The following is a 12,395-nucleotide window of genomic DNA, read 5'->3' on the forward strand; positions in this document are numbered from 1 at the left end:
GGTTATGGAAATCATCCAGCAGGCAGATCAGGCAGCATTCGGAGCAGGACGCGCAGATCACGCCAATGCGCTGGTCAGTGAAGCTGGCCTGCGTATTGATCACTCCCGCAGGCGCGGGCGTGGCGCTGGCATCAATCCGACCGGGCGATTTGAACCGACAACCCGTCATGAATTTGACGATGGTTGGGAAACGCTTGAAGACTTGCCTGCCTTCAAGACGGATGTTCAGGTGGAAAAGCCGCGCACGATTATCACACGCAACGATTCTCCCGACATCAGCTTTGACCGCTCCATTAATCCCTATCGGGGTTGCGAGCACGGCTGCATCTATTGCTTTGCCCGTCCGACACACAGCTATATGGGGCTTTCGGCTGGCCTTGATTTTGAGGCAAAGCTTTTTGCCAAGCCAGACGCACCGCGCCTGCTTGAACGCGAGCTCGCCAAGCCCGGTTATCAGCCAAAGACCATCGCTATCGGCACCAACACAGACCCCTATCAGCCAATCGAGAAAAAGTGGCGCATCATGCGCGAAATTCTCGAGGTTCTGGAAGCAGCCAATCATCCGGTTGGTATTGTCACCAAATCTGCTCTGGTTGTGCGCGACATCGATATTTTAAGCCGCATGGCCGAAAAAGGTCTGGCCAAGGTCGCACTTTCCGTCACAACTGTAGACGCAAATCTGGCACGAACAATGGAACCGCGTGCGTCAACGCCGACACTACGCTTACAAGCCATTCGCAAACTCACCGAAGCGGGCATTCCAACCAGTGTTATGATGGGACCGATCATTCCCGGCATCAATGATCACGAGATTGAGCGCATTCTTGATGCGGCTTACGCACAAGGCGCGCGCGAAGCTGGCTATGTTCTGTTACGCCTGCCACTTGAAGTGGCACCTTTGTTCAAAGACTGGCTGCTGCGCAATTATCCTGATCGTTATCGTCATGTGATGTCGCTTGTGCGCTCCATGCGCGACGGGAAGGATTACGATGCCGAATGGGGGAAACGCATGCGTGGCACTGGTCCCTATGCATGGCAGATTGGCCGCCGTTTTGAGATTGCTGCGCGCAATCTTGGTTTTAACTCAAAACGCGTTCCTTTGCGAAATGATCTGTTTGAGCCGATTGAAAAGGGTGGAAAGCAGTTATCGCTTTTTTGATTGATCGCTCCTCTGAGCGGCAATGATGCAGGTCCTGCAAAGGCGGCATCAGCTAGTGTGTTTGGTCGGCTCCTATTCTGTAGGGGCTAACAGTTGTGAATATATCCCCCGTCTGATTTTTTCGGGCGGTAGGCCCCTGCTTTTACGCCACCATCCTCGGCAGGGACCTTGCGGAGAATCAGAAGCAGTGCGAACATTGCCGCCCAATGAAACGCTTGAATTCTGATTCTCCGCTCCTCTTTGAGATACCGCTTGCTCCCGACTTTTCGGAAGAAGAGAAATATCTGGCGCGCGGGCTCAAACATATAGCAGGCATTGATGAAGCTGGCCGTGGTCCCCTCGCCGGTCCTGTCGTGGCGGCGACGGTTGTGCTTGATCCCGATGATCTGCCTGAAGGGCTTGATGATTCAAAGCGGCTTAAAGCTGCAAAGCGTGAAGCGCTTTACGAAGTCATTCTTGCAAAAGCTGTGAGTGTTTCCGTTGCAAGCCTCAGTGCACGCAGCATCGATTTGAGCGACATTCGTAAAGCTGCGCTTGAAGCCATGCGGCGGTCGTTTCTGGGCCTGACACTCAGTCCCGATCATGCGTTGATTGACGGGCGCGATGTCCCGGCCGGCTTGTCATGCCCTGGCTCGGCATTGGTGAAAGGTGATCAGCGTTCGATATCCATAGCAGCTGCCTCTATCGTCGCCAAAGTCACGCGAGATCGTATGATGGCTCGCAGCGGAGCTGTCCACGCTTCCTATGGCTTTGAAGTGCATGCGGGCTATGGAACAGCCAAACACCGAGCAGCCATCGAAGCAATAGGGCCGGTTGCTGGGATCCATCGCTACACATTTGCGCCGATTAAAGGCCGCTTTTCGCCCAGCTAATGCAGCTTCTTATAGCGCACTTAAGCCGCTCGTGTTCGTCAGCGTTCGTTTTTAACAAACACGCTAAATGCATCCTTGGCGGCCATGAGATATTCATACCTGTAGGCAAGGCCACATAGACTGCCATTTGCATAATAACTTCGAAAATTCATCGGAAGGCAGTCATCCGTTGTCTTCTCAGGGAGTGCCCGCTGCGTTTCAAGAAACCTAAAATTGCTACAATACTCTCCTGTACAACATTCCAAAAACCTCGGTTAAAGATGTGCCATCCCAAGATTGAAGCTTAAATATTCAAATCTTCCGGCAAAAACAAAAACGCCGCCCTTTTGAGGCGGCGTTTTCAAAACTCTAAAAGGACTGGACTTAGTTCAGGTTGGTCTTAACCTGACCGAGCGCATCCTTGAACAGAGTGCCTGCAACTTTGGTGTCAACCTTGTCGGCGACGATCTTGCCAGCAGCAGCGATAGCCAAATCAACAGCTGAAGCACGGACCGCGTTGATTGCGTCGGTTTCTGCAGTTGCAATCTTCTGCTCAGCAAGCTTGTTGCGGCGAACGACATATTCTTCGGTCGCGCGCTTGGCATCTTCGAGAAGAGCCTTTGCTTCGCGTTCAGCAGCGGCGACAATGTCACCAGCCTCTTTTTCCGCTTCCTTGCGCTTGCGATGATATTCAGCAAGAAGCTGCTGGGCTTCTTCGCGCAGGGTGCGAGCTTCTTCAAGTTCCTTCTTGATGTTTTCAGCACGCTCATCCAGTGAGCGACCGATCATGCCAGGAACCTTCAGGTAAACAATCAGTGCTATGAAGAGAATAAGCGCAACAAGCGCCCAAAATGTTGAATCCATTTTCGTCTCCTCAGGCGTTTGCGGTTTTGACTGCTGCGGTCACGTCGGCCTTGTCGGCCTTGGTTCCCAGAAGCTGCTCAACAATCGCAGACGTGGTTTCTTCAGCGATCGTACCGACATCGCTCATGGCCTTCGCCTTGATCGCTGCGATACGTTCTTCAGCTTCGGCCAGCTTGCCTTCGAGTGCAGCTTCAGCAGCGGCACGTTCAGCATTCGCTTCGCCCTTGCCTTTTTCGCGGGCAGCTTCGGCGATCGAAGCAGCCTTGGTGCGGGCAGCGGCCAGTTCCTGCTCATAAGCAGCAATGGCGTTGTCAGCATCCTGCTTGAGGCGGGCGGCCTGCTCGAGATCCTGTGCAATACGGTCACGACGGTTTTCGATCACGCCACCAATGCGCGGGAGAACCACGCGCGACAGGAACAGATAGAAAAGACCGAAAGTGATCGCCAGCCACAGAAGCTGCGATGCGTAATGGGTGGAATCGAACGGCGGGAATACGCCGCTGCCGTGTCCGGCATCGTGCGCGACCCCGGTTTCGGTGTGCACAGCATCGGCTGCGCCGTGCTCGCCAGCAGCTGGTGCCGGTTGCGATTCGGTGGCGGTTTGGGCAAACGCCGTGGACACGAACATCCAGATTTCCCCTTTAATCCAGCATATTCTTAGCGGAAAGAATTTCCGGTTCTAAACATGCTCACTCAGACTTCATATGCAAAGGCCAGCCGCGCTGCATTTCAAGATACAGATCGCGGCAGGCCAGTTTCTTGCAACTGTTTATTAAACAGCGAAGAGGAGCAGAAGCGCGATGAGCAGCGAGAAGATGCCCAGAGCTTCCGTCACTGCGAAACCGAATACCAGACGGCCGAACTGGCTGTCAGCAGCGGATGGGTTACGCAGAGCGCCCGAGAGATAGCTACCGAAAATGTTGCCGAGGCCGAGAGCCGTACCGGCCATACCGAAACAGGCGAGACCGGCGCCGATGTACTTTGCTGCTTCCGCTTCCATGTTAAAGCTCCTTCTGGATTGCAAATTAGTGCGGATTTCTGTTCTGGCGGAAACCCGCCGGCGAGAACCTCAAAGCGCATTACTTACAGTTTTGATGCAAAGCGCTTTAAATCTTTTCATAACGCATGTTGTTGTCGGAAAACCGGTAAACCACTTTTCCGCAACATGCTTTTAGTGACCCGGATGTACTGCGTCGTTGATGTACATGCAGGTGAGAACCGTGAAGACGTAGGCCTGGAGGAATGCAACCAGGAACTCAAGCGCGGTGATCGCGACCGTCATGATCAGAGGCAGGATAGCGCCGCCAACACCCAGTGCACCAAGCGAGCTCAGCGAGACAACGAAGCCTGCGAAAACCTTGAGTGTGATGTGACCTGCCAGCATGTTCGCAAAGAGACGAACAGAGAGGCTGATTGGGCGCGAAAGGAAGGAAATGATTTCAATGGCGACAACCAGAGGCACAATAATACCTGGAACGCCGCTTGGCACGAACAGCTTCAAAAAGCCCAGACCATGCTTGTAGAAACCATAAATGATGACCGTACCGATAACCAGCAAAGCCAGCGCAAAGGTTACGATGATCTGACTTGTTACAGTGTAGAAATAAGGGAACAGACCAATGAAGTTTGCAACCAGCACGAACATAAACAGCGAGAAGACAAAGGGGAAGAACTTCATACCCTTTGAACCAGCCGAATCTCGCAGGCTAGACGCCACAAATTCGTAGGCCATTTCCGAAACCGACTGCAAGCGACTTGGGATCAGTCCGCGGCTCGAAGACGTAAAATAGAGAAAGCCGGATGCAAGCACGACAGTCGCGACCATAAAGGCCGAAACATTGGTAAACGACAGGTCTACACCACCGATGTCGATCGGGATCAACCGGGATACCTGGAACTGATGGATCGGATCGTTGGCCAACTTAACCTCGTCTGTCGTTCCTGCCCTAAGGCGTTTCAGTCTCGGGCAAAGCGCCCACTTTTCTCACATGTCTATACGCGAACATTTTCGTGATGTCCGCGAAGACTTATTCCTTATCGCTCTTTTCCACGCTAGACTTAATGTTGCCTTGATCAGCAACATAACCTGCGGAACGGAGCACATTGAGGGTGCCAGCACCAAAGCCCAGAAGGAGAAAGATGATCAACCCCCACGGCGATGTACCTGCGTAGCGATCAAGAGCCCAACCGATCACCGCACCGACCACAATTCCAGCGATGAATTCACTGGAGAGTTTCATGGCCTGTGCGACGGAACTGGATGTCTCCGATCGCTCATCCTCGGAAGCTGGCGGCTTGAGTAAACCTTTTTTGGCCAGTTCGGCCTCAAGGCGATTCAAACGCTGATCCAACCCCCCGGAAACAGTTTCACTGCCTGCATTCTTGCTTGTGCCGGATAGCTTTCCCGGTTCAGTGCCGCTCGTCATTGGCAGCTCCTTTTTGCAAGAAACGCGGACGTTAAAAGCCCATTTCCAAGTTGCGCGCAACATATTGACACACCGCCCGCTAGTCAAGGCAGTCAAGCGGTTGCTCCAGAAGGTTTTTTCTATTGGAAATACAATAAGTTAGCTATTAGTGCGACTCATTTTCCGCTCAAAGCCGATTATCCCGCAGCAATTCGGCTCAAAAATTGGAATCGAATTGAGCGGTGGTCAGCCCATAGATTCATCATTGTGCTCGCGTTTCAAGCGAGCATTCGGACAAATAAATGTGTCCGAAATTGATATCATCTGACAGAAACTTGATCAGCTCCAGCCGCCGCCATAAGTACGGTAAAACACATGAAGTCCGATCTTTGTCATCTTCTTCATGGTCGGCGCCCAGAAAGGGCTGACATAAGTCGCGTGATAATGCGTGGATGAGCCAACTTCCGGCAGCCATATCTGACCAGCGGTGACGGTCTTCGCAACCTGCTGCGCCATACGCCATTGTGGAATCTCGGTTACCCGGTGCTTCTGCCCGTCACAGGCAAATGAGAACTGACATGCGTTAAGCCAGTTCTGATTCTGATAAACAACGCCACAGATGGTTCCTGGATAGGCGGGGTTACGCACACGGTTGAGCACGACCTGTGCAACAGCCACCTGGCCTTTTACGCTCTCACCACGCGCTTCGTAATATACCGCTTCCGCAAGACACTTCTGCTCTTTGGTGCCAAATGATTCTGCTGGCAAAGGCGTTGCAGCCCAGGCATGGTCCTGATCACTGATCGGCGGCACGAAGCGGCCGCTATCTGCTTCAGGCGTCAAGATGCTCTCAAAGGGAGAGGTTTTGCCATAGTCCGGCTTGGAAGGCGCATAGCCCAACGCGAGAACGTCGGGCTGATCATTGTTGATGAGCTTTGCCAGTTGCACGGGCAGATTCGGTTTGGGTTTGGGTGGTTTGACCGCGTGAAATGCCATCGCGATCTCGACCTCCTTGCCCTCGACACTGGACTTGGAGAAGGCCATGCGCGCGTCAATCTTTTCACGAGGCGCGGTGATCATGCTGATCTTCTCAAACATGCTGCCTGCATTGAAAGATCGTGCCGGCGCCTTCGGCTTCACAGAAACAAGGCGGTTGGTCTTATCGGAGCGATTGATCCGGTTTTCATCGGGATTGGGATCGTCGACCCCTAGCTTTGCGGTCTTCTTGCCGCCAGAAAGGGCAACACGACCAATACCCGGAACTTCAATACCGCCGCTGGAAATGCTGCCAGTCACTGTCGTTGCATCCACAAAAGGCATTTCTGCCTGATGCAGCGAACCGACGGGAGCCTTCGCGACAAAAGCAGTCCAGCGATGACCGGCCACGTCAGCCGCTGGCACAAGGCTGGCCATATCCTGAAAGGCGATTGCGTTTGAGTTGAACAGGTAGGTAATGGCGGCCAGAATGAGCGGCACCAGGCGATGTGGCTTATGAACAACCTGACGCGGTTTCGCGCGTACAGCGTAATAGCGACCATCCTCGGGGCAATAACCCGTAACCGGATAGTGCCATACCGGTTCGGCAGCGGCCTTTGACCGGCCAAACAACGCTTGTATGGAACCAAAACGCACCGCTAACTCCACTCGCAACAATTACTTAACTATAGCGAATAATGGAGTATTAACCTTGATGGAACGTTAACGAGACTTTGTTTACTCTTTGAAAAGATTGATTAATTTTGAATTAATACTAATTCCGGAGGTTTGTTTTCATTTGCTTTTTTAGCTCCATCAATGGCAAATGTACAAACGCCGTGTTGAATGTGGCGAACAAAATATTTGGGCTGTTTGGTATGATCCGCACAAAGATCGGCAAGGCATTAACCGCATGGTTCATGACCCTCCCCTTTACGACTTCATATGTTTACGCTGAAAATGCGCCGCGAACCGTCATTCTTGCTGATACGCCCAAGATCACACGCTGGGCCACGATTCATCAGAAGCCTGATCCCGCATACAGCGATCCTTATTATCATCTGGAAGCATTCGAGCATAAGAAAGGTGATAAGCCTTGGACGTTCGAACGGCTCACATATCATATGGTGATTACGCCGGAGGCGCTGAAAAACAGCCGTAATGATAAAAAGGCCAAGACCTATGCTTATAAGGATGTCGAGTTCTGGATCACCTATAAGTATTGGCGTGACAATCCCGATAGTCGCCACGAAACGCCGGTTTGTAAAACAAGCATTACGGACTGCCTTGAACAGGCCACAGAGCGAAATTAAGCGGGCAACATGATCAAGAAAACCCTCTTCGCCATCGTCGTCATTGCTGTTGCTCTGTTTGGCTATACAAAAGTCATGGCGCGTATCGGTTCGGGTGAGCCGCCACAGCCCGTTCCCACCGAACAACAAGCTGATGCCATTCAGGTCAATAAAGGCGAGCGCCGATTGACCCTGCTTCGCGATGGCGTCGTGATTGGCACATATCGCATTGCGCTTGGTGGTAATGGCGATGGCGGACACAAGACGCGCGAAGGCGATCAAAAAACACCGGAAGGCGCTTACATCATCGACTGGCGCAACCCGCGCTCAATGGCACATTTGAGCCTGCATGTTTCCTATCCGAATGCAGCAGACCAGAGTGCCGCCGATACGGCCGGTCATTCGCCCGGCGGAAATATCATGATCCACGGCCTGCCCAACGGCTGGGGTTGGCTGGCACCCGTGCATCATCTCTGGGACTGGACAGATGGCTGCATCGGCGTGACCAATGCTGAAATGCGCGAAATCTGGTCGAAAGTGCCGAACGCCACGCCAATCAGTATCCTACCTTAAAAAAATCGTGCTAAACTCGCCAAGACATTTGGTCATGGAGGGGATTTCATGTCTGGGACGGTTAAAACTGCTTTGGTTTTTGGCCTGTTGCTGAGTGTAACAATCGGGTCAGCAAACTCTGCCGTCACAAAGTCGGCTTGCAGTGGAGTGACAACAACGATCACCAAACAGCAAAAAGCGGATTATGCGGCGCTGATTGCCACGAGCCTTGGCAAAAAAGTCAAATCTGCGTCGGTCAAAATCAATTCATTCATGCAGTACGAGAATTGGGCTATCGTCTACGCAGACGTACCGGTCGCTGATCCCGGCTACTTCTTTTTCGACCTTTCATCGAAGACTCCAAAATATAAGGATGTTTGGGGCGGCATAGCTGATGAAAGTGAAATTCCAGATATCGTAAAATGGGCCAAGGGCATTGGTGCCAACGAAAAAATCGCAGATTGTTTCGCGAGAACGGTGGCCGATTCTTGAGTTGAAACTCAACTGGATCACACTGGTCGCTTAACCGTCCATCGTTCAATGTCTGCACTCTGGCCAATCAGGGCCAGGCCATTGGCAATCGAATCAAACTGGTTCGAACTTGTGACCATCGCATCCGGAAAACGCTTCTCGAAAGCGGTACGGATCGCAGGCACAAAGGAGGTGCCGCCAGTCAGAAATACGCGGTCGATGCCATCGAAAGTCAGCCCGGCATTTTCCACCGCTTGCTCGACAGACTGCTCGATATTCGCAACATCTTCGGCAATCCAGTTATCAAAATCATTGCGGGTAATATCAGCCCTGATTTCGAAATCATCCGCCTTAAAATGAAGCTCGGAAATTCTTTCCGATGACAAACGCACTTTAAGATTGGAGACGGCGCGATAGATCTCATAACCATAATCGTTCTCGATCAAGTTGATGAAATGTTCCAACGGTTCAGGATCGACAGCGTTTTTGGCGAGATCGGTCAGCGCACGAATGGTTGCCGGGGAGTTCATCAGGAATAACGTGTTCCAGCGAGCGAAGTTCGCATAATAATGTCGTGGTATCGGCAAGCGCTTGCCGAAGGACTTATATTCCCCATTCTTGCCAAGCAGCGGCGACACCGCATTGTCGATGATACGATAATCGAATGTATCGCCAGCAATCCCGAGACCTGTCTGACTGAGAGGCGTGAAACTCAAGCCATTCGCGCCCACATCAAATCGCACAATAGAAAAGTCGCTCGTGCCACCACCAAAGTCCGCAACCAGAACCGTTGATTGAGTTTTCAGTTCCTGCGCATAGAAATATGCCGCTGCCACCGGCTCGTAGACATAATGAATATCTGTGAAGCCAAAAGCGCGGAAAGCTTTTTCATAACGCTGCATGGCAAGCTCTTCATCCGGGGTTGCCCCTGCAAAGATAACGGGTCGTCCAATGACAACCCGATTACCCTTTGGAGGCAGACGATCACCAAGACGCGCTGCAACGGATTGGAGAAACGTCTCCAGAATATCTTCAAACTTGAAACGCTTGCCGAACACCGGTGTGTCGGTGAAGGACTTTTGAGCCGCAAATGTCTTGAAAGATTGCAGCATACGGGTTGAATGCGGCGCGTTGACGAATGCATCCATTGCCCAAGGTCCGCTTTCCGACATGCGTTCGCCGGTTTCGCGATCTTGCCAGAAGCATAGAATTGAGCGATAGCCGGTAATATCCACACCATCCTTTGGCACGCTTAACACTGCTGTCGAACCATCACGTGAGGCCAACGACAGAACAGTGTTTGTCGTACCAAAGTCGATGCCCATCGTGACACCGCTGAACTGGCTCTCGCTAACTGTCGTCATAATCTGCCTCTGGGAATGGGGGATTTCAGGAGGCGGCGAAGTAGCAGACCGATTAGAGTTTCTCAAGGCACGAAAGTAGAATAAGAGGCACGCAGAATTCTATACCAGATAATATGAAGGAGCTCCCCATGTGCCGCATGGAAAATGCAACCGCAGTCGTAACCGGTGCTGCGCGTGGTCTGGGTGCAGCACTTGCATTTTCGCTGGCCAAGGCCGGGTGCGATGTGGTGATTTGCGGCCGCAGCCGGGAAGCACTGGAAATCACCGCGCAGAATATCGCAGAGCTTACCGGACGAAAGGTCGAAACGGTGCAGGTCGATCTTGCCGATAATGCAAGCGTTGCGACTGCGATCGACACCATTGCGAAAAAGCATGCGGCAATCGACATTCTGATCAACAATGGCGCAATGTGGCTTGAAGACCGACAGGAAGACTATTCAGAGGCGGAAGTTGCAGGCGTCATCAATGCTGCCGTCACCGGAACATTTCTGTTCACACAAGGGTTGCTGCCGCTTCTCAACGCATCGGTGCGACCCGATATTGTCACCATCGGCTCGATCAGTGGTCTACCGAATGCAGCTTTACAGACGGTTTCTCTGCCGTTCTATGCAGCAAAACGCGCACAGGCTGCACTTGCTGACGGCCTGCGGCAAAAGCTTGCTGGAACGCCCGTGCGCTCCATCGTCGTTCATCCGCCTTATCTTGAAGATGCATCGCCGCTGGACGACAACTGGGAAGCTTCCGCCCATCGACAAAAGGGGGAAGCGGCTACCAGTCGCGATATTGTCGAATCGGTCTTGTTCGCATTGACACGCCCGCGTCATGTCACCTTGTCGATCACAGTCGATGCTGATGAAGGCGGTTTGTTTGGCTAACCAAGCTATGCACTTAAAGAGAAAGCCCGGTTTCATAACCGGGCTTTTACTTATTTCTTCTTTTTTGCGCGACCTGCGAACGGATTGTCCGATGTCGTCAGCGACAGGCGGATCGGCACGCCGGGCATTTCAAATGTTTCACGCAGACCGTTGATCAGATAACGCACATAAGACTGTGGCATTGCGTCTGGGCGCGAGCAGGAAACGACAAAGCCCGGAGGACGGGTTTTCACCTGCGTCATATATTTGACCTTCAGGCGACGACCCGAAACAGCCGGTGGCGGCTGATGCGCAATCACGCCAGCAAGCCAGCGATTGAGACGACCTGTCGAGATACGGCGGTTCCAGATCTCATGGGTTTTGACAAGGTTTTCCATCAGCTTGTCGAGCCCCTGACCGCGCTCACCGGAGATCGGCACAGCGCGGATGCCACGCACCTGCGGTAGAAGACGTGCCGTCTTTTCATGAAGATCGGCCAGAACCATCTGACGGTCTTCGATCAAATCCCATTTGTTAAACGCGATGATCGGCGCACGGCCCTCGCGGATAATCAGATCGGCAATCTGCAAATCCTGCTTTTCAAACGGGATTGTTGCGTCGAGAACGATGATCACCACTTCAGCAAAGCGAATGGCGCGCAGGCCATCGGCAACCGATAGCTTCTCAAGCTTTTCCTGAACGCGCGATTTGCGGCGCAGACCAGCAGTGTCGAACAACTTGATCTTGCGACCACGCCATTCCCAATCAACGGAAATCGAATCGCGGGTGATACCGGCTTCGGGACCTGTGAGCAGACGGTCTTCACCGAGCATCGTATTGATCATTGTCGACTTGCCCGCATTGGGACGCCCGACGATGGCAATACGCAGCGGCTTCGACGCATCATAAGCCGGAATTTCTTCTTCATCCGGGTCTTCGATATCGTCGCCGATCAATTCGCCAACAGCCTTTGGTGTAAAGACCTCGTCGGCTTCTTCCTCTTCGCGCTCATCCGCAAAGACGCGCTCTTCGCCCAAGAGTTCGACGATCGCATCGCGAAGGTCAGGCATGCCTTGACCATGTTCCGCAGAAATCGGGCAAGGCTCGCCAAGGCCAAGCTGGAAAGCGTCATAAAGGCCCGACTGAGCGCCACGCGCTTCCGACTTGTTGGCAACCAGCACGACCGGACGGTTCGAGCGACGGACAACTTCCGCAAATGTTGCATCTGTCGGCGTAATGCCAGCTTTCGCATCGACCACAAACAGGATCGCATCGGCTTCCTGAATAGCGGCCTCGGTCTGTGCGCGCATACGCGCTTCCAGACTGTCATTGACAGCTTCTTCAAGACCAGCCGTGTCGATAACCTGAAACTTCAGATCATAAAGCTTTGCATCATGGATGCGCCGGTCGCGCGTAACGCCCGGCAAGTCATCGACCAGCGCCAGCTTGCGGCCGACGAGGCGATTGAAAAGTGTGGACTTGCCGACATTGGGACGCCCGACGATGGCGAGAGTGAAACCCATAGGTTCGTATTACTCCGAAGAAAAGCGCGCTTAAAGCGTTTCGCGCTATATTAGTATTGTAAACGCTTTAAGCATTAACATTTTT

The 12,395-nt window shown here is 52.7% G+C and carries 14 protein-coding genes; 6 read left to right on the top strand and 8 right to left on the bottom strand.

Annotated features, from left to right (window positions below):
* Nucleotides 1–4: 4 nt before the first annotated feature.
* Together H5024_RS10360 and H5024_RS10365 are read left to right on the top strand one after the other, a co-directional pair.
* Complete coding sequence (locus H5024_RS10360; RefSeq protein WP_187546153.1) at nucleotides 5–1,159, top strand: PA0069 family radical SAM protein; 1,155 nt, start codon at nucleotides 5–7, stop codon at nucleotides 1,157–1,159.
* A 206-nt stretch (nucleotides 1,160–1,365) separates the two neighbouring features.
* Nucleotides 1,366–2,031: a ribonuclease HII gene (locus H5024_RS10365; RefSeq protein ID WP_187546156.1), complete on the top strand. Its 666-nt coding sequence runs from the start codon at nucleotides 1,366–1,368 to the stop codon at nucleotides 2,029–2,031.
* 363 nt (nucleotides 2,032–2,394) lie between these two features.
* Here the strand turns inward: H5024_RS10365 and H5024_RS10370 are convergent, their stop codons facing one another.
* The 6 genes from H5024_RS10370 to H5024_RS10395 all read right to left on the bottom strand — a co-directional run bounded on the left by H5024_RS10370 (nucleotide 2,395) and on the right by H5024_RS10395 (nucleotide 6,911).
* Nucleotides 2,395–2,874 carry a F0F1 ATP synthase subunit B gene (locus H5024_RS10370; protein WP_187546158.1) on the bottom strand — a complete coding sequence of 160 codons (480 nt, stop codon included), beginning with the start codon at nucleotides 2,872–2,874 and terminating at the stop codon, nucleotides 2,395–2,397.
* Nucleotides 2,875–2,884: 10 nt separating this feature from the next.
* Nucleotides 2,885–3,502: a F0F1 ATP synthase subunit B gene (locus H5024_RS10375; RefSeq protein WP_187546160.1), complete on the bottom strand. Its 618-nt coding sequence runs from the start codon at nucleotides 3,500–3,502 to the stop codon at nucleotides 2,885–2,887.
* A gap of 144 nt (nucleotides 3,503–3,646) precedes the next feature.
* Nucleotides 3,647–3,874 carry a F0F1 ATP synthase subunit C gene (locus H5024_RS10380; RefSeq protein WP_007632966.1) on the bottom strand — a complete coding sequence of 76 codons (228 nt, stop codon included), beginning with the start codon at nucleotides 3,872–3,874 and terminating at the stop codon, nucleotides 3,647–3,649.
* Nucleotides 3,875–4,045: 171 nt separating this feature from the next.
* Entirely contained in the window at nucleotides 4,046–4,795 is a 750-nt protein-coding gene (locus tag H5024_RS10385) for a F0F1 ATP synthase subunit A (RefSeq protein ID WP_187546163.1), read from the bottom strand.
* 106 nt (nucleotides 4,796–4,901) lie between these two features.
* On the bottom strand, nucleotides 4,902–5,300 hold the full coding sequence (locus H5024_RS10390) for an AtpZ/AtpI family protein (protein WP_187546165.1): 399 nt from the start codon (nucleotides 5,298–5,300) through the stop codon (nucleotides 4,902–4,904).
* A gap of 318 nt (nucleotides 5,301–5,618) precedes the next feature.
* Nucleotides 5,619–6,911 (bottom strand): cell wall hydrolase, encoded by a 1,293-nt coding sequence (locus H5024_RS10395; RefSeq protein WP_187546168.1) that lies wholly within the window; start codon nucleotides 6,909–6,911, stop codon nucleotides 5,619–5,621.
* A gap of 221 nt (nucleotides 6,912–7,132) precedes the next feature.
* Here H5024_RS10395 and H5024_RS10400 point away from each other — a divergent pair, with 221 nt between their 5' ends.
* The 3 genes from H5024_RS10400 to H5024_RS10410 are packed head-to-tail and all read left to right on the top strand — an operon-like array spanning nucleotide 7,133 to nucleotide 8,590.
* Entirely contained in the window at nucleotides 7,133–7,567 is a 435-nt protein-coding gene (locus tag H5024_RS10400) for a DUF5086 family protein (protein WP_247875230.1), read from the top strand.
* A gap of 9 nt (nucleotides 7,568–7,576) precedes the next feature.
* Complete coding sequence (locus H5024_RS10405; RefSeq protein WP_187546170.1) at nucleotides 7,577–8,119, top strand: L,D-transpeptidase family protein; 543 nt, start codon at nucleotides 7,577–7,579, stop codon at nucleotides 8,117–8,119.
* A gap of 48 nt (nucleotides 8,120–8,167) precedes the next feature.
* Nucleotides 8,168–8,590 (top strand): hypothetical protein, encoded by a 423-nt coding sequence (locus H5024_RS10410; protein WP_187546173.1) that lies wholly within the window; start codon nucleotides 8,168–8,170, stop codon nucleotides 8,588–8,590.
* 17 nt (nucleotides 8,591–8,607) lie between these two features.
* Here the strand turns inward: H5024_RS10410 and H5024_RS10415 are convergent, their stop codons facing one another.
* Nucleotides 8,608–9,933, bottom strand: coding sequence for an Hsp70 family protein (locus tag H5024_RS10415; protein WP_187546175.1), 1,326 nt, complete (start codon nucleotides 9,931–9,933; stop codon nucleotides 8,608–8,610).
* 128 nt (nucleotides 9,934–10,061) lie between these two features.
* On the opposite strand from H5024_RS10415, the gene H5024_RS10420 reads away from it, so the two are divergent.
* Nucleotides 10,062–10,808, top strand: coding sequence for an SDR family NAD(P)-dependent oxidoreductase (locus H5024_RS10420; RefSeq protein WP_187546177.1), 747 nt, complete (start codon nucleotides 10,062–10,064; stop codon nucleotides 10,806–10,808).
* Nucleotides 10,809–10,858: 50 nt separating this feature from the next.
* Here the strand turns inward: H5024_RS10420 and der are convergent, their stop codons facing one another.
* Nucleotides 10,859–12,310 (bottom strand): ribosome biogenesis GTPase Der, encoded by a 1,452-nt coding sequence (der, locus tag H5024_RS10425; RefSeq protein WP_187546179.1) that lies wholly within the window; start codon nucleotides 12,308–12,310, stop codon nucleotides 10,859–10,861.
* Nucleotides 12,311–12,395: the final 85 nt, after the last annotated feature.

Source organism: Ochrobactrum sp. Marseille-Q0166 (assembly GCF_014397025.1).
Lineage (GTDB): Bacteria > Pseudomonadota > Alphaproteobacteria > Rhizobiales > Rhizobiaceae > Brucella.